The sequence below is a fragment of the Erythrobacter sp. EC-HK427 genome (assembly GCF_902498745.1).
Taxonomy (GTDB): domain Bacteria; phylum Pseudomonadota; class Alphaproteobacteria; order Sphingomonadales; family Sphingomonadaceae; genus Alteraurantiacibacter.
Genome location: NZ_LR701479.1, coordinates 53,287 through 73,546, shown reverse-complemented (window position 1 = coordinate 73,546; position 20,260 = coordinate 53,287). Strand labels below are relative to the sequence as shown.

At 62.6% G+C, this 20,260-nt stretch carries 22 protein-coding genes and 1 pseudogene; 15 read left to right on the top strand and 8 right to left on the bottom strand.

All coding sequences use genetic code 11. The annotated features are described in order from the left end of the window. Positions 1–27: 27 nt before the first annotated feature. From pspC to GC121_RS15165, 4 genes are read right to left on the bottom strand one after another with little or no spacing between them, the layout of a single operon-like run. Positions 28–411 carry an envelope stress response membrane protein PspC gene (pspC, locus tag GC121_RS00390; RefSeq protein WP_151972042.1) on the bottom strand — a complete coding sequence of 128 codons (384 nt, stop codon included), beginning with the start codon at positions 409–411 and terminating at the stop codon, positions 28–30. Beyond that, on the bottom strand, positions 408–710 hold the full coding sequence (gene pspB, locus GC121_RS00385; protein ID WP_151972040.1) for an envelope stress response membrane protein PspB: 303 nt from the start codon (positions 708–710) through the stop codon (positions 408–410). Before pspB ends, pspC begins: the two co-directional genes overlap by 4 nt. A gap of 2 nt (positions 711–712) precedes the next feature. After that, the gene (gene pspA / locus GC121_RS00380; protein ID WP_151972038.1) at positions 713–1,549 is read right to left on the bottom strand and encodes a phage shock protein PspA; all 837 of its coding nucleotides are present in this window, start codon (positions 1,547–1,549) and stop codon (positions 713–715) included. After that, positions 1,546–1,701, bottom strand: a complete 156-nt coding sequence (locus tag GC121_RS15165) for a hypothetical protein (RefSeq protein WP_199857685.1) — start codon at positions 1,699–1,701, stop codon at positions 1,546–1,548. Before GC121_RS15165 ends, pspA begins: the two co-directional genes overlap by 4 nt. Before the next feature lie 154 nt (positions 1,702–1,855). Here GC121_RS15165 and pspF point away from each other — a divergent pair, with 154 nt between their 5' ends. From pspF to GC121_RS00350, 6 genes are all read left to right on the top strand, one after another. Further along, positions 1,856–2,890 (top strand): phage shock protein operon transcriptional activator, encoded by a 1,035-nt coding sequence (gene pspF, locus GC121_RS00375; protein ID WP_151972036.1) that lies wholly within the window; start codon positions 1,856–1,858, stop codon positions 2,888–2,890. Positions 2,891–2,939: 49 nt separating this feature from the next. After that, entirely contained in the window at positions 2,940–3,842 is a 903-nt protein-coding gene (locus GC121_RS00370; RefSeq protein WP_151972034.1) for a hypothetical protein, read from the top strand. A gap of 137 nt (positions 3,843–3,979) precedes the next feature. After that, entirely contained in the window at positions 3,980–4,552 is a 573-nt protein-coding gene (rimP, locus tag GC121_RS00365) for a ribosome maturation protein RimP (RefSeq protein WP_151972032.1), read from the top strand. After that, positions 4,552–6,213, top strand: coding sequence for a transcription termination factor NusA (gene nusA / locus GC121_RS00360; protein WP_151972030.1), 1,662 nt, complete (start codon positions 4,552–4,554; stop codon positions 6,211–6,213). Before rimP ends, nusA begins: the two co-directional genes overlap by 1 nt. Then, positions 6,194–6,922, top strand: coding sequence for a DUF448 domain-containing protein (locus GC121_RS00355; RefSeq protein ID WP_151972028.1), 729 nt, complete (start codon positions 6,194–6,196; stop codon positions 6,920–6,922). The genes nusA and GC121_RS00355 overlap by 20 nt, the downstream gene beginning before the upstream one ends. Positions 6,923–6,945: 23 nt before the next feature. Continuing rightward, positions 6,946–7,152 carry a translation initiation factor IF-2 associated domain-containing protein gene (locus tag GC121_RS00350; protein WP_151972026.1) on the top strand — a complete coding sequence of 69 codons (207 nt, stop codon included), beginning with the start codon at positions 6,946–6,948 and terminating at the stop codon, positions 7,150–7,152. A 10-nt stretch (positions 7,153–7,162) separates the two neighbouring features. On the opposite strand, the pseudogene GC121_RS00345 reads toward GC121_RS00350, so the two are convergent. After that, positions 7,163–7,240, bottom strand: a pseudogene (locus tag GC121_RS00345) (hypothetical protein); the annotation flags it as partial. A gap of 16 nt (positions 7,241–7,256) precedes the next feature. Between GC121_RS00345 and infB the strand changes: the two are divergent. The 5 genes from infB to GC121_RS00320 all read left to right on the top strand — a co-directional run. Further along, positions 7,257–9,590 (top strand): translation initiation factor IF-2 (gene infB, locus GC121_RS00340; protein ID WP_151975515.1); only part of this gene is annotated, 2,334 nt, incomplete at its 5' end. Positions 9,591–9,847: 257 nt separating this feature from the next. Beyond that, complete coding sequence (locus tag GC121_RS00335; RefSeq protein ID WP_151972024.1) at positions 9,848–10,198, top strand: hypothetical protein; 351 nt, start codon at positions 9,848–9,850, stop codon at positions 10,196–10,198. Then, positions 10,195–10,620 (top strand): PaaI family thioesterase, encoded by a 426-nt coding sequence (locus GC121_RS00330; RefSeq protein ID WP_151972022.1) that lies wholly within the window; start codon positions 10,195–10,197, stop codon positions 10,618–10,620. The genes GC121_RS00335 and GC121_RS00330 overlap by 4 nt, the downstream gene beginning before the upstream one ends. Continuing rightward, positions 10,620–11,012 (top strand): 30S ribosome-binding factor RbfA, encoded by a 393-nt coding sequence (gene rbfA / locus GC121_RS00325; protein WP_151972020.1) that lies wholly within the window; start codon positions 10,620–10,622, stop codon positions 11,010–11,012. The genes GC121_RS00330 and rbfA overlap by 1 nt, the downstream gene beginning before the upstream one ends. Positions 11,013–11,138: 126 nt before the next feature. Continuing rightward, the gene (locus GC121_RS00320; protein WP_151972018.1) at positions 11,139–11,720 is read left to right on the top strand and encodes a thymidine kinase; all 582 of its coding nucleotides are present in this window, start codon (positions 11,139–11,141) and stop codon (positions 11,718–11,720) included. A 41-nt stretch (positions 11,721–11,761) separates the two neighbouring features. Here GC121_RS00320 and GC121_RS00315 read toward each other — a convergent pair whose 3' ends face one another. The 3 genes from GC121_RS00315 to GC121_RS00305 are packed head-to-tail and all read right to left on the bottom strand — an operon-like array spanning position 11,762 to position 15,498. Further along, positions 11,762–12,253 (bottom strand): flavodoxin family protein, encoded by a 492-nt coding sequence (locus GC121_RS00315; protein WP_151972016.1) that lies wholly within the window; start codon positions 12,251–12,253, stop codon positions 11,762–11,764. Further along, positions 12,250–13,836 (bottom strand): AbgT family transporter, encoded by a 1,587-nt coding sequence (locus GC121_RS00310; protein WP_151972014.1) that lies wholly within the window; start codon positions 13,834–13,836, stop codon positions 12,250–12,252. The genes GC121_RS00315 and GC121_RS00310 overlap by 4 nt, the downstream gene beginning before the upstream one ends. Before the next feature lie 24 nt (positions 13,837–13,860). Next, entirely contained in the window at positions 13,861–15,498 is a 1,638-nt protein-coding gene (locus tag GC121_RS00305; protein ID WP_151972012.1) for an AbgT family transporter, read from the bottom strand. Positions 15,499–15,596: 98 nt separating this feature from the next. Here GC121_RS00305 and GC121_RS00300 point away from each other — a divergent pair, with 98 nt between their 5' ends. From GC121_RS00300 to pnp, 4 genes are all read left to right on the top strand, one after another. Continuing rightward, positions 15,597–16,283: a site-2 protease family protein gene (locus GC121_RS00300; RefSeq protein WP_151975514.1), complete on the top strand. Its 687-nt coding sequence runs from the start codon at positions 15,597–15,599 to the stop codon at positions 16,281–16,283. Then, the gene (gene truB / locus GC121_RS00295; RefSeq protein ID WP_151972010.1) at positions 16,276–17,343 is read left to right on the top strand and encodes a tRNA pseudouridine(55) synthase TruB; all 1,068 of its coding nucleotides are present in this window, start codon (positions 16,276–16,278) and stop codon (positions 17,341–17,343) included. Before GC121_RS00300 ends, truB begins: the two co-directional genes overlap by 8 nt. Before the next feature lie 27 nt (positions 17,344–17,370). Further along, on the top strand, positions 17,371–17,640 hold the full coding sequence (gene rpsO / locus GC121_RS00290) for a 30S ribosomal protein S15 (protein ID WP_151972008.1): 270 nt from the start codon (positions 17,371–17,373) through the stop codon (positions 17,638–17,640). Between the two features lie 260 nt (positions 17,641–17,900). Further along, a complete protein-coding gene (gene pnp / locus GC121_RS00285) occupies positions 17,901–20,213 on the top strand; it encodes a polyribonucleotide nucleotidyltransferase (protein ID WP_151972006.1) in 2,313 nt (770 codons plus the stop codon). The last annotated feature ends 47 nt before the right edge of the window (positions 20,214–20,260 follow it).

The window sequence follows — 20,260 nt, the reverse complement described above, 5'->3', positions numbered from 1 at the left end:
GTTTGTCCCCTCAGTTAGGTTTCTGGCTTAGCGCAGCTGTTCGATTTCGCGGGTCAGCAGCGGGTTCGAATTGACATAGAAGCTCTCGACCTCGGCCAGGCGGCGGTCCACATCCTTCATCCGGGCGCGGATTTCGCGGGCGGTGCGCTTGGGGTTCTGGCGAACGCCCTGCCAGTATTCGGTCTCTTTCGTATCCGCTGCGTAAAGATGCGGCGGCTTCTTGTTCAGCAGCAAACCCATTAGGATGTAAGCCGGAATGGTAACAGTAGCGACCGGGGTGAGCCACGATATGATGCACATCAGTCGCACCCAGAAGATGCTGATCCCGGTGTAATCCGCGATGCCTGAACATACGCCCAAAAGCTTCGCATTCTGCTTGTCCCGATAAAGAGTGGTGCGGGGGGTGTTCACTTGCTGGCTCCTTTCTGCTGGGCGAGCAGCTGTTCCAGCTCGCGCAGGGGGGCGTTGTCGGCTTCTCGGTCGGCTTGCAGGCGCGGGGGATCGAAGGCGGGATTGTCTGCGGCGACAAGGCGCTCGACGGTGTCCATCCGCTCGTCCAGCCGCTTGGCGAGGCTGTAGAGATCTTCCAGCAGTGCCTCGTCATCGGTGGTGATGGTGGCGGCGGTTTTCCACTTGGTCACGTAGTGCAAAACGATCCACGGCAAGGCGATGAAGAACATGGCAAAGGCCAATACTTCTCCGAAATCCATTGTTATTCCCCTTTGTTCTTTCCAGCGTCACCGCTCTTGCCGAGCAGACGCTTCATTTCCTCCAGCTCCTCGTCGACCTTGTCGCCGCCTTCGAGCGCGGCAAATTCGTCGGCGAGGCTGTTGCCGCTGCCGTTCGAAATCTGCAGCGCATCGGCGCGGCCTTCTGCATAGTCGACGCGGCGTTCGAGCTGTTCGAAGCGGGTTAGCGCCTCGTCCACGCGTTCATTGGTCATCAGGCTGCGCAGCTTGACGCGGTTTTCCGCGCTTTCGAGCCGCGCGGCGATCTGCGTCTGGCGGCTGCGGGCTTCGCGCAGGCGGTTCTGCAATTTCGCAATATCCGCCTCGTAAGCGCGCAGCGCATCGTCAAGCACCGCCATTTCCTGCTTCAGCTTGTCGATCATGTCGGTCGCTTTGCGTTTTTCGAGCAAAGCGGCGCGCGCCAGATCCTCGCGATCCTTCGACAGCGCCAGCTGCGCCTTTTCCGACCAGTCGGCCTGCAACCGGTCGAGCTTTATGACATGGCGCTGCATTTCCTTCTGGTCGGCAATCGTCCGCGCCGCGCTTGCGCGCACTTCCACCAGCGTTTCTTCCATTTCGAGGATGATCATGCGGATCATCTTCGCCGGGTCATCGGCCTGGTCGAGCAGTTCGCTGAAATTCGCGGCGATGATATCACGGGTACGGGAAAAAATGCCCATCCAGTTGCCTCCGGAAAAGTTTGCGGAACGGGTCGGCTCCGGGCTGGAGCGCAGACGGTCGATCTCGGCATCGAGACGCGAGCCGACGCGCTTCAGCTGGTTGCCCACCGGGGTCAGGGGATTGCGGTCGTTGTCGCTCATGCAAGTTCAACCGCTGCGTGCGTGGCGATCAGCATATCGGCGGCGCCCATATCCTGCTGCATCTGCGTGAACACGGTGAACATGATCATCGCGGCGACGCTGACCAGCGCGGCGTGGCCGAGTTTGCTGGTGAAGAAGCTGCGGTCGAACATCGTGGGTATCTCCTGAAAATCTGTCTGTCCCGTGAACAGCAAGGGGCGTGCCAAACGGGTGGAATGGCGGATTTCCGAGAGATTTTTGTGAAGCCGTGTTACCGGATGTGGTTTTACTTGCCAGAATGTGGGAAATTTCACTATATTCTGGTGCATGGAGATCAAAAGCCAGTTTATCGGCCAGTCGGGCGCGTTCCTCGATGCGGTCGAGCGGGCGAGCCGTGCAGCGCCGATGGCGCGCCCCGTCCTTGTGATCGGCGAACGCGGCACAGGCAAGGAACTGATCGCCGAACGTCTGCATCGCCTTTCCGACCGGTGGGAAGAGCCGCTGGTCACGATGAACTGCGCCGCGCTTCCCGAAACATTGATAGAGGCCGAACTGTTCGGCCACGAGCAAGGAGCTTTCACCGGCGCTACCAAAGCGCGCGTCGGAAGGTTTGAAGAAGCCGACCGGGGGACGCTATTTCTCGACGAACTGGGCACTTTGTCGATGGGCGCGCAGGAAAGGCTGCTGCGCGCGGTGGAATATGGCGAGGTCACCCGCATCGGTTCCAGCCGTCCAACGCGGGTGGATGTGCGTATCGTTGCGGCCACCAATGAGGATTTGCAGGCCAAGGCCGAACACGGCGAGTTTCGCCCCGATCTGCTCGACCGGCTGAGTTTCGAAGTCATCACCCTGCCGCCGCTGCGAGTGCGCGAGGGCGATATCCAGGTGCTGGCGGATTATTTCGGGCGGCGGATGGCGGCAGAGCTGGGCTGGGAGAGGTGGCCGGGTTTCGCCGATCACATTGCTGACCGGATGGAAGACCACCCTTGGCCCGGCAATGTGCGCGAACTGCGCAACGTGGTGGAACGCGCGGTCTATCGCTGGGACAATTGGGATATGCCGATTGGTGAAATGGTGTTCGATCCCTTCGCCAGCCCGTGGAAGCCAGCGCCGATGGCTTCCGCGCCGACCGCGCCGCGCGCCTCCGGCTCCGCGCCTGTCGGCAATGTCCAACCAAGCCAGCCGCGCTTTGACGACATCGACGATCTGCGCGCGGCGGTGGATGCGCACGAGAAGGCGATAGTCGAACACGCTTTGGGCGCAAATCGCTGGAACCAGCGGCAAACCGCCAAGGCGCTCGGCCTGACGTACGACCAGCTGCGCCATTGCATCAAAAAGCACGGGCTGGCGGACAGCGATTGACATTCGCCAGACCCGCGCCATCCTGCGGGGCGGACAGGAGATACTTTTGATGAATAGAGTAGTTTCGCGCATTCTGGGTGCGGCGGCGCTGTGCGGAGCGGCGGCGACGGCCTCCGCGCCCGCGCTGGCCCAGCAAACGGCGGATGCGCAGGCGGCGGCATCCTATCCCTACAGCGCGCCATCGCCCGAATCGCTCGCCTTTGCGCAGGAGCGCGGGCAGCTGATTTTCGCTTATGATCAGGCCGCATGGCACTCGACCGATGCTTTCCTCACCGAATATGATCAAGCGCTCGGCCCCTATATGCGCGGCTATGTCGTGGTTCCCTCGGACAGCGGCGGCACGCTCGATGCGGTCTATTTCGGCGATTTCGGCGCGGGGCCGGTCGAAGTGGCACGTTATACGGTTGACGGGTCGGAAGTGGTTGCGGGCGGTTTCCATCCTGCCGATGCTAGACCGCCGCTGTCTGCCATGGCGAGCCGCCTTGCCGATGCCCGGCAGGCGGTGATTGGTACGCTCTCGGGCGTGCAGCTCACCCTGTGCGCCAATGCGCAGGCCAATACGATTACTGTGCCCGATGGTGACGGGGCGCAGGTCTATATCATGACCCCGCTGACCGATATGGACAGCATTCCGCTGGGCGGGCATTACCGCTTTTCGGTTGATGCGGCAGGGCAAGTCACGCAGCTGCACCGGCTGGAAGACGGCTGCCCGACCGCACTGCTGCCCGAGATTACCCCAGATACACAGGCGGTTGTGCTGACACCTGTCGCCTTCACCCGCGCTGCCGAACCGAGCGAAGTGCACGTTTGGGCCAGCATGATGCGGCCCGTGCCGATGTTCGTCGAAACGCCGCGCTCGCGCACTGTCTGGGTGGTCGATGGCGGCACAATCCGCGAACTCGGTGAAGAGGATGTGGCCGCTGCGCCTCCGGGCACTGTAACGAGCGAATAACTCGCCTGTTGCTTTCCTCGCGCGGCGCGCTTATTAAGCCTCAATCCCGACATTGTTGTGACACTGAAGGGGCTGGCGCCGCAAGGGGCCGGCACGACACCCGATTGTCATGACAATGGCGTATTGCAGGAGAACCGATGGTCGATATCGCGCGCCTTACCGAAGTGATTGCACCCGAAGCCGAGGCTTTGGGGTTTGATCTCGTGCGCGTGAAGATGTCCGGCTCCGGCGAAGAGCGCACGTTGCAGATCATGGCGGAAGACCCGGCAACCGGGCAGCTTGTGGTTGACCAGTGCATGGAACTCTCTCGCCGCATTTCCGACCGGATCGACGCGATCGAGGAAGCGGGCGAAGTGCTGGTTGAAGGGGCCTATCACTTGGAAGTGAGCAGCCCCGGCATCGATCGCCCGCTAACCCGCGCAAAGGATTTTGCCAATTGGGCCGGGCACGAAGCGAAGATCGCGCTTGTTGAAAAGCTGGACGGTCACCGCAATCTGCGCGGCGAACTGGTGGGTATCGAAGGCGATCTCGTCACCATCGCGGATAGCAAAGCGGGCACGGTTGCAATCCCGCTGGATAGCATTCACTCGGCGAAGCTGGTTCTGACCGACCGGCTGATCGCTGCCACCCGCCCGCTCGATATGAGCGGGGTCGAAGATATCGAAGAAGCTCCGGAAACGGACACAGAGGAAGAAGAGGCTCATACCTGATGGCCAGCCCCATCTCAGCCAATAAGGCCGAACTGCTTGCAATCGCCACTGCGGTTGCATCGGAAAAGATGATCGACAAGAGCATCGTGATCGAAGCTCTGGAAGAAGCGATCCAGAAGGCCGCACGCGCCCGTTTCGGGCAGGAAAACGATATCCGCGCCAAGCTCGATCCGATGACCGGCGATCTGCGCCTGTGGCGTGTCGTCGAAGTGGTCGAGGAAGTCGAAGACTACTTCAAGCAGGTCGATCTGGCGCAGGCGGAAAAGCTGGAGCCGGGCAGCAAGATGGGCGATTTTATCGTCGATCCGCTCCCCGCGATGGACGATCTGGGCCGCATTGACGCGCAGAGCGCCAAGCAGGTGATCTTCCAGAAGGTGCGCGATGCCGAGCGCGAGCGCCAGTTTGAAGAATTCAAGGATCGCGCGGGTGAAGTCATCACCGGCGTTATCAAGTCGGTCGAATTCGGCCATGTGATCGTCAATCTCGGCCGTGCCGAGGGCGTGATCCGCCGCGACCAGCAGATCCCGCGCGAAGCCGCCCGTGTGGGCGAGCGGGTGCGCGCGCTCATCAGCAAGGTGGAACGCAACAATCGCGGCCCGCAAATTTTCCTCAGCCGCGCGCATCCGGACTTCATGAAGAAGCTGTTCGCGCAGGAAGTGCCCGAGATTTACGACGGCATTATCGAAATCAAGGCCGCCGCCCGCGATCCGGGCAGCCGCGCCAAGATCGGCGTGATCTCGCATGACAGCAGCATCGATCCGGTCGGTGCCTGTGTCGGCATGAAGGGCAGCCGAGTGCAGGCGGTGGTGCAGGAATTGCAGGGCGAGAAGATCGACATCATTCCGTGGTCGGAAGACACCGCCACCTTCATCGTCAACGCGCTACAGCCTGCCACGGTCAGCCGCGTGGTGCTGGACGAGGAAGAAGGCCGCATAGAAGTGGTTGTGCCCGATGACCAGCTGTCGCTCGCCATCGGTCGCCGCGGGCAGAACGTGCGTCTCGCCAGCCAGCTGACCGACAGCCAGATCGACATCATGACCGAGGAAGAAGCCTCGGAAAAGCGCGGCAAGGAATTTGCCGAGCGTTCGAAGATGTTCGAGGAAGAGCTCGACGTCGACGAAACCCTGTCGCAGCTGCTGGTGGCAGAAGGCTTCGTGGAGCTGGAAGAAGTCGCCTATGTCGAGTTGGAAGAACTCGCCAGCATCGAAGGGTTTGACGACGAACTGGCCGAAGAGCTGCAAAGCCGCGCCAAGGAAGCGCTCGACCGGCAGGAAGAGGCGCACCGCGTCGCCCGCCGCGAACTGGGTGTGGAAGACGCGCTTGCCGATATCCCGCATCTGACCGAGGAAATGCTCGTCGTGCTGGGCAAGGGCGGCATCAAGACGCTCGACGATCTGGCCGATCTTGCCACCGACGAACTGATCGCCAAGCGCCGCGAAGCGCCGCGTCGTCGCCAGAGCCAGGAAGGCCCGCCGCAGCGCCGTTCGCAGCGCAGCGAGGACAAGGGCGGTGTGCTGGGTGCTTTCGGTTTGACCGAAGAGCAGGGCAACGAGATCATCATGGCGGCCCGCGCGCACTGGTTCGAGGACGAGGAAGCAGCCGAACCGGCCGCTGCCGAGTCCCAAGCAGAGGAGGCCGCCGATGCGGAATCCTCAACATGACCCATTAGGTTCGTCTGAAACCGAAGCCGCTCCCCCTTGTGACAAGGGGAGCGAGCGGCGCTGCGTGCTGACCGGGCAGACCGGTTTGCGCGATGAATTCCTGCGCCTTGCGCTCTCGCCCGATGGCGATGTGCTGCCCGATCCCAACGCCAAGGCCCCCGGGCGCGGTGCGTGGATCGGGGTGGACAAGACTGCGTTGGTTGCAGCTCTGGCGAACGGCAAGCTGCGCGGCGCTTTGGCGCGCGCGTTCAAGACCGGCAAGCTCACCATTCCGGACAATCTGGCTGACCTCGCGGAAAGCGGTCTCAAAACCGCGTTTCTTCAGCGGCTCGGGTTGGAAATGCGCAGCGGGCGGATTATTTTGGGCAGCGACAGGATCAGGGACGAGGCGCGGATGGGCAAGATCGCCGCGCTTTATCATGCCAGCGATGCCAGCGAGGATGGCCGTCGCCGGCTCGACCAGGCGTTCCGCGTTGGCCTTGATGCAGAAGGCTCGGGTTTGAGGGGAGAGGTTCTTCCACTAGACCGTGATGCCCTGTCTGTGGCATTGGGCCGCGAGAATGTCGTTCACCTGGCGCTTGCTGATGGAAAATCGGCGCAGCGGGTAGCCGTCCCGCTGGGGCGTTTGCAGACCTTTCTGGGTGCCGCACCAGCGGCCGGGACTAACGAAGACGCCGGAGCTTTGACCGGCGTCGGCGTTGTTGATTGATTTTGAAGGAATAGTACGAGCACATGAGCGAAGAAAACGACACACCGCAACGCACCCGCAAGCCGCTTGGCCTGAAGCGGGCGGTTGACGGTGGCGAAGTCAAACAGACCTTTAGCCACGGCCGCACCAACAAGGTGGCGGTCGAGGTGAAGCGTCGCCGCAAGCTCGTGAAACCGGGCGAGACCCCGCCGCCTCCGCCGCCGCCACCTTGTTGGTGCGGCCGTGGCTAAAGGTCTGTTTGACTTCGCCACCGTCAACCGCCCGCTTCAGGCCAAGCGGCTTGCGGGTGCGTTGCGGTGTGTCGTTTTCTTCGCTCATGTGCTCGTACTATTCNCCCCCGCCGCCTCCGCCGGCGCCCGTCGCTGCCAAGCCCGTGGCGAAGAAGCCGTCTGCGCCTGCCGGCGAAACGCCGCAGGAACGCGTCGCCCGCCTCCAGCGCGAAGCCGAGGAAGACCGGCTGCGTCAGGCGGAAGAAGCGCGCAAGCGTGAAGCCGAAGAAGCCCGCAAGGCGGCCGAAGAAGAAAAGAAGCGCGCCGAGGACAATGCCAAGGCCCGCGAAGAGGCCGAGAAGCGCGCTGTCGAGGAACCCGCAGCGGCGACCGAAGTCGAGCCTGCCGCCACGGCTGCTGCCGAGGCCGCACCCGCCGAGGACGACAGCGAAACCAAGGCCCCTGCCGCGCGCAAGTTTACGCCTGTTGCCCGGCCCGAGCCCAAGCGTCCGCCCAAGAAGGAAGAAAAGCCCAAGCGCAGTGCGGGTGGCGGCAGTGCCGCGCCCGACAATCGCCGTTCGGGCAAGCTCACCGTCAACCGGGCGCTGAACGAGGATGAAGGCCGCCGCGCCCGCAGCCTCGCCGCGCTGAAACGTGCGCGCGAGAAGGAACGCCGCGCACAGGGCGGCTTCTCCAGCCAGCCGCGCGAAAAGCAGGTGCGCGATGTGGTGGTGCCCGAAGTCATCACCGTGGCCGAACTGGCCAAGCGGATGGGCGAAAAGGGCGCCGATCTGGTGAAGGAACTGTTCAATCTGGATATGATGGTCACCGTCAACCAGACGATTGACCAGGACACGGCGGAATTGCTGGTCGAACAATTTGGCCACAATATCCAGAAGGTCTCCGAATCCGATGTCGATCTGGACACGGCCGAGGATGCCGATCCCGCAGAAACGCTGCGGCCGCGTCCGCCGGTTGTCGCGGTTATGGGCCATGTCGATCACGGCAAGACCAGCCTGCTGGATGCCCTGCGCAAAACCAATGTGACGCGCGGCGAAGCGGGCGGGATCACCCAGCATATCGGCGCCTATCAGGTCGTCACCAAGGATAAGCAGACGATCACGTTCCTCGATACGCCGGGCCACGCCGCCTTCACCGAAATGCGCGCGCGCGGTGCCAACGTCACCGATATCGTCATTCTGGTGGTGGCCGCCGATGACGGGATCATGCCGCAGACGATCGAGGCGATCAATCACGCCAAATCGGCGGGCGTTCCAATGATCGTGGCGATCAACAAGGTCGACAAGCCCGAAGCCGATCCGAACAAGGTGCGCACGCGCCTGCTCGAACACGAAGTGGTCGTGGAAGAAATGTCGGGCGATGTGCTGGATGCCGAGGTTTCGGCGAAAACCGGCGCGGGTCTCGATGAACTGCTCGACAAGATCGCGGCGCAGGCGGAACTGCTCGAACTGAAGGCGCGGCCCGACCGCGATGCCGAAGCCACCGTGATCGAAGCGCAGCTGGACAAGGGCCGCGGCCCCGTTGCCACCGTGCTGATCAATCGCGGCACGCTGAAACGCGGCGACACTTTTGTCGTCGGCACCGAAAGCGGCAAGGTGCGCGCGCTGATCAACGATCAGGGCAAGCAGATCAAGGAAGCCGGCCCCTCCATGCCGGTGGAAGTGCTGGGCCTTTCTGGTGTCCCCTCGGCGGGCGATACGCTGGCAGTGGTCGAAAACGAACAGCGCGCCCGCGAAGTCTCGCAATACCGCAAGGAAAAGGCGACCGAGAAGCGCACCGCATTGGCTCCCACCAGCTTCGATACGATGTTCAACAAGAGCAATGTGATCGAATGGCCGGTGGTGGTGAAGGCGGATGTGCAGGGCTCGGTCGAAGCGATTGTCACTGCGCTGCACAACCTTTCGAATGATGACATCAAGGTGCGCGTGCTGAATGCGGGCGTGGGTGCCATCACCGAAAGCGATGTGACGCTGGCGAACGCCTCCAAAGCGCCGGTCATCGGCTTCAACGTGCGACCCAATGCCAAGGCGCGCGAACTGGTGAAGCGCGACGGGGTGCGGATGATGTATCACGATGTGATCTATCACCTGACCGACGAAGTGACGAAGGAACTGCTCGGCGAACTCGGCCCGCTCAAGGTCGAAAACGTCATCGGCCGTGCCGAAGTCAAGCAGGTGTTCCCGGCGGGCAAGCGCGACAAGGCAGCGGGTCTGCTGGTGGTCGAAGGCGTCATCCGCAAGGGCGTCCACGCCCGTCTCACGCGCGACGACGTTATCGTTTCGGCGACCGTCATCCAGTCGCTGCGGCGCTTCAAGGACGATGTCGACGAAGTGCGTACCGGCCTCGAATGCGGTGTGGTGCTGGAAGACACGAACGACATCAAGCCGGGCGACCAGCTTGAAGTGTTCGAAGTGTCGGAGCAGGAACGGACTTTGTGATAACTCCCCTTCCCTTGGGGGAAGGGGTTGGGGGATGGGGGTGTGGCGCTTGATTATCGAACGCCGCAAACCCACCCCGCTGCGACTAAGCAGCAAGCTGCCAAGTCTCGCTGCCCCTCCCCTCGGGGAGGGGTGATCCTGACAATTTCCCTCCGCCAAAAGTGGCGCTAGAGTGCACCCGATGACCGAAACCGCCAATGCCTCTTCGACAGTTCGCCAAGTGCAACCCTTCCCTGCAAAAGACAGGACAGGCCGCTTTGAGTGAGGACTACCAACCGGGCGAAGGATATGTGACTGACGAAGCCATTCAGTCCCGCCGTCCGTGGTATGCGCAGGCCTTTGAAGTGATCGAAACGGCTGTTCTCACAGTCGCACTTGTATGTAGCGTATTGGTGGTTCTGTTCACGGTTCTTTGGGCGATCTTTGCGGTTGCAACCTTAGGTTCGTCGATCAATGGTTCGCGTGAACTGAGTTCGGAGTTTTGGTCAAACTTAGGTGTGTTGCTCGGCGTCGCGGCGCTTCCATGGGTTTATGCATACTTGCGCAATTTTGGACTTCTGAACAGATGGCTCCGTGAGATGCCGTTAGACGACAAGGGCAACGCATGACCGAAACCTCCCCCATCCTCCAATGGCCCTCTGCCAAGCTGATGGGTGCGACCTTTGTCAGCTTGGATGAAGCTACGCACACTATCGAAATGGCGTTCACCCCGCCTGCGGGCTTCGCCAATATGCGTGGGAATGTGCAGGGCGGCTTGCTCGCGGGCTTTATGGATGAGGCGATGGGTGCGGCGGTGTATCTGGGCACGGGCGGCAAGCTGCAACTCTCGCTCGATATCAACCTGTCGCTGCTGCGCCCGGTGCCGATGGAGCCGCTGACGGTGAAAGCGCGCCCGGTGAAGGCCGGGCGGCGGATCAGCTTTATCGAGGCCGAGCTGTTCGACGTAAACGGCAAACTCTGCGCCCGCGCCACCGCCACCGCGTTGGCGACCGAGTGGCCGGGAGCCAAGCCGGAAGGGCCGGACGCCTGATGCCCAAACACACCGCTCCGCAAGACCAGTCCGTCCGCCTGCTGAAAGTCGGCGAGCGGGTGCGGCATATCCTTTCCGAATTGCTCGCACGCGGTGAGGCGCATGACGAGGTGTTGCGCGCGCACACCATCGCCGTCACCGAAGTGCGGATGTCGCCCGATCTGCGCAATGCGAAAGTCTATGTGAAGCCGCTGCTCGGCGAGGATGAGGATGTGGTGGTGAAGGCGCTGTGCACCAACACCGCCTTCTTCCAACGCGAAGTCGCCCAGCGCCTCGGCCTGAAATTCGCCCCCAAATTGCAATTCCGCCCTGACGAAAGTTTTGACGAGGCAAGCCGGATCGAAAGCCTGCTCGACGATCCGAAAGTGCGGCGGGATCTGGACGGGGAATAATCCCCACCTCCGGCTGCCCTGAACTTGTCGAAGGGCTGTCCTTCCTTTTTAGTCCTTTACGAGAAGAAAAAGCAGTCCTTCGACAAGCTCAGTACGAGCGGGTCAGGGGTTGGACGCGAGGGACCGATGGCCAAGCTCTATTTCTACTATGCCAGCATGAATGCGGGCAAATCGACCACGCTGTTGCAGGCCGATTTCAACTATCGCGAGCGCGGTATGGCGACGATGCTGTGGACCGCCGCGATCGATACCCGCGCCGATGCCGCGATTGCCAGCCGGATCGGGCTGGAGGCGGATGCGCATCGCTATACGCCGGGCACGCATCTCTGGCGTGAGGTGATGGCGCAGCACGAGGCGTCGCCGCTCGCTTGCGTGCTGATCGACGAGGCACAATTCCTCACCGCCGTGCAGGTGTGGCAATGCGCGCGGCTGGCGGACGAAGCGGGGATTCCGGTGCTGTGCTACGGCTTGCGCACCGATTTTCGCGGCGACTTGTTCCCCGGCTCGGCAGTGCTGCTGGGCGTGGCGGACAGTTTGCAGGAGTTGAAGGCGGTCTGCCATTGCGGACGCAAGGCGACGATGAATTTGCGCGTCTCCGATACGGGCGAAGCGGTGGGCGAGGGCGAGCAGACCGAGATCGGCGGGAATGAACGCTATGTCGCGCTGTGCCGACGGCATTTTGCGGGGGAGTTGGGGATGTATCGGTAAGGCAGCCCCGCCCCGGAACAAGTCGGGGGTGACTGGAAGGTTCAAAACACCCCCATCTCCAATCCTGCTGCCATCATAGCACCCAATTCCCGCGCCGCCGCCAAGTCCGCTTCGCCAATCACCTTCTGCGCGAGAATTTCCTCCCGCGTCTGCGCGCCCACATTGACGATCCGCGTGTCCGCCACGCGTTTCAGCCGCCAGCCGGTGCAAATCCGCTCAAGCTGCGCCCGCGCATTCGTGCCGTCCGAGCCTGCGCAGATTAGCGCCGTGTAGGGTCGCCCTTCAATTCGCCCGAGCGCATCGTAATAGGTGCGGTCGAAAAAGGCCTTCATCACGCCAGCAATCGCAGCGAGGTTTTCGGGGCAGGCGAAGATATAGCCGTCGCATTCCAGCAGGTCGCTCGACTGCGCATTTTCCGCCGCGAGAAACCGCACGTCCACGCCGCCTGCCTCCAGCGCCCCTTCGCGCGCCGCCTCGGCCAATTGGCGCGAGCCGCCCGTCCAGCTGTACCAGATGATCGCGAGGGTCTTCACCCCGCCACCGGCAGGCTTTCCAGAAACACGCCGACGCCCGGCCCCAGCGGCAGGTCGAATACCACCCAGAGGACGGTAATCCCGAGCCCCGCCGCGATAATCCCCGCGCAATAGGGCATCATCAGCGCGGTCAGGCTGCCGAGCCCGAAATGGCGGTTCCATCGCTGGCAGAAGATCAGGATCAGCGGGAAATACACCATCAGCGGAGTTATGATATTGGTCGCGCTGTCGCCCACGCGGTAGGCCGCCGTGGTCATTTCAGGCGAGACGCCCACCAGCATCAGCATCGGCACCAGCACCGGCGCCATCACGCTCCACTTGGCGCTGGCCGAGCCGATGATGAGATTGAGCAGCGCGCCGAAGAGGACGATCGCGATCAGCATCGCCCACACCGGCAAGCCACTGGCGCGCAAAGCGTCCGCACCGGTCACCGCCAGCACGATGCCGATATTCGACCAGGCGAACATTACCACGAAATGCGCGGCGACAAAGCTGAGGACGAGGTAATAGGCCATGTCCTTCATCCCGCCCGCCATCATGCCGATCAGCGCACGATGGTCGGCAATCGTCCCCGCCGCGCGGCCATAGGCATAACCGGGCAGCAGGAAGACGAGCAGGAAGAAGGGCAGCAGGCTCTTGTAGAGCGGGTTCAGGCGCGCTTCGGGCGCGGCGGCGTCGTCCACCAGCGGCGCGACGGGGCCGATGGTGAGGAGCACCCACAGCGCCACGAGGGCGAGCACCACGAGGCCCGCATGGCTGAGGCCGCGCTTTTGGCCCGCTGTCAGCGCATCCTGCGCCTCTTCGGCGGGCTGATCCCCTGCCAGCGCGATGTCATAGGGGCCGAGGCGCGGTTCGATCATCCGGTCGGTGACGAACCAGATGACCGGCAGATACACCACCGTCATCGCGGCGATGAAATACCAGTTGCCCGCAATGTTGATGGTGTATTCGCCGAACACGGTCTGCACCGCCGCCTCGGTGATGCCGAGCAGCAGCGCGTCCAATTGGCCGGGGAACAGGTTCGCGCTGAACGCCCCCGATACGCCCGCAAAGCTCGCGCCGATGCCCACCAGCGGATGGCGGCCCGCGGCGTGGTAGATGATCGCGGCGAGCGGGATCATCACCACAAACGCCGCGTCAGCCGCGTGGTTCGCCATCATGCAAGCGAGCGCCACGGTCGGGGTTAGCCAGAAGGGCGATGCCTTGGCGACGCTAGCTTTCATGGCAGTGGTGAACAGGCCGGAACGTTCGGCGACGCCCGCACCCAGCATCACCACCAGCACAAAGCCCAAGGGCGGGAAATGGGTGAAGGTTTCGGGCGTCAACGTCAGCAGCTTGCGCAAATTCTCGACCGACAGCAGGCTTTGCACGGTGACAATGCGGTTGGTGCCGGTGTCGGGGTCGATCTCGCCGGGATGCGGGGCCGACCAGCCGAGCGTGCTCGCCAGCACCGAAACGCCGATCAGGATGGCTATGAAATAGACGAACAGCAGCACCGGATCGGGCAGACGGTTGCCCGTCCGCTCCACCCAGCCGAGGAAGCCAGATTGGGTCTGCTCCGGCGCGCTGCTCGCTGCGTTCACCCTGTCTCCCCCTCAGTTCAGGCCCTATTGCGCGGCCACCGGCAAGCTGTAGGCCACCGGCGCGTCCGGCCCCAAGGGCACACCGAGATAGACCCAGCCGACGACCAGCAGCGTGCCGGAAATCAGCAGCCAGATCGAATAGGGCAGCATCATCGCGGTGAGGCTCCCGAGGCCGAAATCCTTTTTCCAGCGTTGCGCGAAGACAAGGATCAGCGGGAAGTACACCATCAGCGGGGTGATGATATTGGTCGCGCTATCGCCGACGCGATACGCCGCCGTCGCGCCCTCGGGGCTGACGCCGAGCAGCATCAGCATCGGCACGAGGATCGGCGCGAGCAAGGCCCATTTGGCGCTGGCCGAGCCGATGAACAGATTGAGCAGCGCGGCAAACAGCACCATCAGGCCCAGCACAATGGGCAGCGGCAGGCCTGTCGCTTCAATCCCCGCCGCGCCGTGCACGGCGGTGATAAGGCCGAGGTTTGACCAGCCGAACATCGCCACGAAATGCGCCGCGGCAAAGGCGAGGACGAGGTAATAGCCCATGTCCTTCATGCTTTCGGCCATCATGTTGACGAGGTCGCGGTGGTCTTTGATCGTGCCCGCCGCGCGGCCATAGGCCCAACCGGTGAGCATGAAGAGCAGGAAGAAGGCGGCGACAAGGCTCTGGTAAAGCGGGCCAAGCTCGGTGTGGATCGAGCAATCGGCCACCGCTTCGCCGGTTTCGGTGAGGCACGCGGCCTCGTTAATCAGCGGGGTGCCCGGCGCGAAGGTCATCACCAGCCACAGCCCGATCACGCCCACAGCGGCAAGACCCGCGGCACGCAGTCCCTTGGACGCGCGCGCGCCGTCATGCTCGGTCGGATCGGGGCTGGCGGCGGCATCGCTTGCGCCCGCCTGCGCGCCGCCCGTCCACGGGCCAAGGCGCGGTTCGATCACCTTGTCGGTGACGTACCAGATGATCGGCAGGAACAGCACCGTCATCGCGGTGATGAAATACCAATTGCCCGCTATATTCGCCGTCCATCCCGGATGCAGCGCGGAGGCGGCAACGGCTTCCTCGGTGATGCCGAACAGCAGCGCATCGAGCTGGCCGGGCGAGATGTTGGCGGAGAAACCGCCAGACACACCAGCGAAAGCGGCGGCGATGCCTGCAAGCGGGTGGCGGCCAGCGGCAGCGAACAGGATACCTGCGAGCGGGATCAGCACGACATAGCCTGCATCAGCGGCGTGGTTGCCCAACATCGCCACCAGCGCCACCACAGGGGTCAGCAAGGACGTGGGCGCGGCCTTCACCGCCTTGGACATACCGGCTGCGAAAAAGCCCGAGCGTTCGGCAACGCCTGCGCCCAGCATCACCACCAGCACATAACCCAGCGGGTGGAAGTGGGTGAAAGTCGCCGGCATTTCCACCCACAGCCGCTGGAGATTGTCCGGCGACAGCAGGCTGACCGCCTGAATCACGGTATTGCTGCCCGTGGCCTCGTCCACTTCGGTGGGGTGAATGGCGGAAACCCCCGCCAAAGCCGCCACCACCGAAATCGCCACCAGCGCGATAATCAGGTAGAAGAAGATGAACACCGGATCGGGCAGCTTGTTGCCCGTTCGCTCTACCCAGCCAAGAAATCCCGATTGCGACGGGGCGGCGGCAGCAGTGTCATTCATACTTATGCGTCCTGTGCATTGAAAATGATTCGCAACTCCTAACACCGCCAAACGATTTGGTCTTTACCCTTGTGCCGCCATTCCCCATCTGGAGCGCAATGACCGAAACGCTGTTCCTCGCCGCGATCCTGATCCCCGGCCTTATCATCGCCATTGTGTTCCACGAGGTGGCGCATGGCTGGTCTGCGCTGATGCTGGGCGATCCCACAGCCAAGGAGCAGAAGCGGCTGAGCTTCAACCCGCTGCGCCATGTCGATCCGATTGGCACGCTGCTGGTGCCCGGCGGCCTTGCGCTGGCGGGAATGCCGGTGTTCGGCTGGGCCAAGCCGGTGCCGGTGATCAAGCAGCGCCTCAATAATCCGCGCTTCGGGATGATGGCGGTGGCGGCTGCAGGGCCGGGGATGAACTTCCTGCTCGCCGCGATAGGCGCGGTGGCTCTGGGCCTGTCGCTTTCGGCAGATATGGCGGCGGGCGCGGGCGATATGGGGCTGCTGAGCACGGGGTTGGCGACCTTTATCTCGATCAACATTTTCCTCGCGCTTTTCAACCTGCTGCCGATCCCGCCTTTTGACGGGAGCCATGTGATCGAAGGCCTGCTGCCGCGCCGCGCTGCGCAGGCGTACGAGCGCATCCGCCCGCTCGGCTTCCCGCTGCTGTTCGTGCTGCTGGTGGCGGTGCCATACATCTTCCCACAGGCGAATATTATCGAGCGCGTGGTGCTGCCGCCGGTCGAATGGGTGATGGGATATTATTTCGCGATCGCAGAGGCGATTGCCGGTGGCTGAGGCAAAGCCGCAGCCGCATGGCTGGCTGATCCTCGACAAGCCGCCGGGCCTCGGTTCGACGCAGGCGGTAGGCGCGGTAAAGCGCAATTTGCGCGAGGCGGGCTATGGCAAGGTCAAGGTCGGCCATGGCGGCACGCTCGATCCGCTGGCTGAGGGCGTGCTGCCCATCGCGCTGGGCGAAGCGACCAAGCTGACCGGGCGGATGCTCGATGCCGACAAGATCTATGCCTTCACCGTGCAGTTTGGCGAGGAGACCGACACGCTCGATGCCGAGGGCGCCGTGACCGCCCGCACCGACCGCCGCCCTCCGCGGGCAGCGGTTGCGGCGATTTGCGAACATTTCACCGGCGAGCAGGATCAGCTTCCGCCAAAATACTCGGCGCTGAAAGTGGACGGCAAACGCGCCTATGATCTGGCGCGGGCGGGGGAAGAGGTGGAGCTGCAAACGCGGCGGGTGACGGTGCATTCGCTTTACCCGATATCCGACTGCCCTGAGCCTGTCGAAGGGCTGCCTTTCACTTCTGAAGCGCCAAGCACGGAAGAAAAGGGCAGTCCTTCGACAAGCTCAGGACGAACGGGGTTTGGGATTGAGTCCACCTTCGCCACCACCGCAGGCCGCCCCGATCCGTACGATCCGCAAGCCCCGCTCGAACTCGCTGATGCGATAACGCTGGTCGCCCATGTTTCCAAAGGCACCTATATCCGCAGCCTGGCCCGCGACATCGCGCGCGCTCTTGGAACTTTGGGTCATGTGACCTATCTCAGGCGCATCAAGGCCGGCCCGTTCCGCGAGGAACAGGCGATTTCGCTGGACAAACTCAACGAAATCGGTAAGGGCGCGCCTCTTCAAGACCACCTCCTGCCATTGGAGGCGGGGCTGGACGGTATCCCGGCTCTCGCTCTCGATTGGAACAATGCGCAGGCGGCCAGACAAGGCCGGGTCGTTTCCGATCTGCCCCACCCCGACGGGCTCTACTTCGCGACGCTGGACGCTGTTCCGGTTGCGCTGGTGGAACTTGACGGGGGCATGATGAAAGTCGTGCGGGGGTTTAACGTCTAAAATGATACCGCAGAAGGTAAGAGAAATATGTCGGTAACTGCCGAAAAGAAGACCGAGATTATCAAGGACAACGCCACCGCCAAGGGCGACACCGGTTCGCCGGAAGTACAGGTCGCTATCCTGACCGAGCGTATCCGCAATCTCACCGAGCACTTCAAGGATCACCACAAGGATAACCATTCGCGTCGTGGTCTGCTGCAGATGGTCAACAAGCGTCGCAGCCTGCTGGCCTATCTCAAGCGCAAGGATCTGGGCCGATACAATGCCCTGATCCAGAAGCTGGGGCTTCGGAAATAAGAATTTGCGAAGCGGCCCGCCTCTGGGCCGCTTTGTTTATCTGCGTTCCGTAACATTCGGAGCGTAAGCAAAACGGAAGCATCGCACGAAAAGTGGTATCCGGTTTTCGGGTTCGCGATGCGACCAGACAAATTGGCATCCTTCACAATTCGGTGGAGGGGCTATGGGGCGTAACAGGCCCCACACCGTGCCGGGACGGTTCACCCGGAAACTGTAGGCCCCGCATCGCAATCAGGCGGCGCGGGTTCAGAAGGATAATTATGTTCGACACGAAAACCGTATCGCTGGAGTGGGGCGGAAAGACCCTCACTCTGGAAACCGGCCGTATTGCCCGTCAAGCCGATGGCGCCGTTCTGGCCACTTATGGCGAAACCGTGGTGCTGTGCGCCGTGACCGCCGCCAAGAGCGTCAAGGAAGGGCAGGACTTCTTCCCGCTGACCGTTCACTATCAGGAAAAATTCTCCGCAGCAGGCCGCATTCCCGGCGGCTTCTTCAAGCGTGAACGCGGCGCGACCGAAAAGGAAACGCTGGTTTCCCGCCTGATCGACCGCCCGATCCGCCCGCTGTTCCCCGAAGGTTTCTACAACGAAATCAACGTGATTTGTCAGGTTCTGTCGTTTGACGGCGAAACCGAGGCAGACATGGTGGCGATGGTCGCCGCCTCTGCCGCGCTGACCATTTCGGGCGTGCCGTTCATGGGCCCGATTGGCGCGTGCCGCGTCGGCTTTGTCGATGGCGAATACACGCTCAACCCGAAGCAGGATGCCGCACTCGCCGATGGCCGCCTCGATCTGGTGGTTGCCGCAACGCAAGACGCGGTGATGATGGTCGAATCCGAAGCCAAGGAACTTACCGAGGAAGAAATGCTCGGCGCGGTCATGTTTGCGCATAACGAATGCCGCAACGTCATCGGCGCGATCATCGCTCTGGCCGAACAGGCCGCCAAGGAGCCGTGGGAAATCGACACCTCGGACGACAAGGCCGCGATGAAGGAAGAACTGCGCGCACTGGTGGGCGAAGATATCGCCGCCGCGTATAAGCTGACCGACAAGTCCGCCCGTTCGGATGCGCTCAACGCAGCGCGTGCCAAGGCCAAGGCGCATTATGCCGAAGCTGAAGGCCAGACTGCGATGGTTGCAGGCAAGCTCGTCAAGAAGCTGGAAGCCGATATCGTTCGCGGTGCGATCCTGAAGGATGGCCAGCGGATCGACGGGCGCAAGCTGGACGAGGTTCGCCCGATCGAAGCCATTGTCGGCTTCCTGCCGCGCACGCATGGCTCCTCGCTGTTCACCCGCGGGGAAACGCAGGCGATCTGCACCACCACGCTGGGCACCAAGGATAGCGAGCAGATGATCGACGGCCTGGAGGGTCTCTCCTACTCGAACTTCATGCTGCACTATAACTTCCCGCCCTATTCGGTGGGTGAAGTGGGCCGCTTCGGCGCGCCGGGTCGTCGTGAAATCGGCCATGGCAAGCTGGCATGGCGTGCGCTGCACCCCGTCCTGCCGAGCCATGAGGATTTCCCCTACACGATCCGCATCCTGTCCGACATCACCGAGTCCAACGGCTCGTCCTCGATGGCGACCGTGTGCGGCGGCTGTCTGTCGATGATGGACGCGGGCGTTCCGATCGAGCGCCCCGTTTCGGGCATCGCGATGGGCCTGATCCTCGAAGGCGAAGACTTCGCCGTGCTGTCCGACATTCTGGGTGACGAAGATCACCTGGGTGACATGGACTTCAAGGTGGCCGGTACCGAAAACGGTATCACCACCATGCAGATGGACATCAAGGTTGCCGGCATTACGCAGGAAATCATGGCCAAGGCGCTGGAGCAGGCGAAGGCCGGCCGCACGCATATCCTTGGTGAAATGGCCAAGGCGCTGGGTTCGGCCCGTTCGGGCGTCTCCAAGCACGCACCGCGCATCGAAACACTGCAGATCGACAAGTCGAAGATCCGCGACGTGATCGGCACGGGCGGCAAGGTCATCCGTGAAATCGTTGCCGAAACCGGCGCGAAGGTCGACATCGACGATGAAGGCATGATCAAGATCAGCTCCTCCAACGCCGACGAGATCGAAGCGGCACGGGCTTGGATCCTTGGCATCGTGGAAGAGCCGGAAATCGGCAAGATCTACGCTGGCAAGGTCGTCAACATCGTTGATTTCGGTGCTTTCGTGAACTTCATGGGCGGCAAGGACGGTCTCGTCCACGTGTCCGAAATGAAGAACGAGCGCGTCGAGAAGCCGACCGATGTTGTGTCCGAAGGGCAGGACGTGAAGGTCAAGGTTCTCGAAATCGATGGCCGTGGCAAGGTTCGCCTGTCGATGCGCGTTGTTGATCAGGAAACCGGCGAAGAGCTGGAAGACACCCGTCCGGCGCGCGAACCGCGCGAACCGCGCGGTGACAAGCGCGAAGGTGGCCGTGGCGGAGATCGTGGCGGTCGCGGCGGTGATCGTCGTGGCCCGGGCGGTAATCGTGACCGCAAGGGTGATCGTGGCGGCCGCCGTGATGGCCCCGACGCGAAAGACGGCGGTGGTGCAGACCATATGCCGGCCTTCCTGAAGGACGACTAAGCCTTCCAACCAGACTATACAGGGAGGGCCGCGAGCAATCGCGGCCC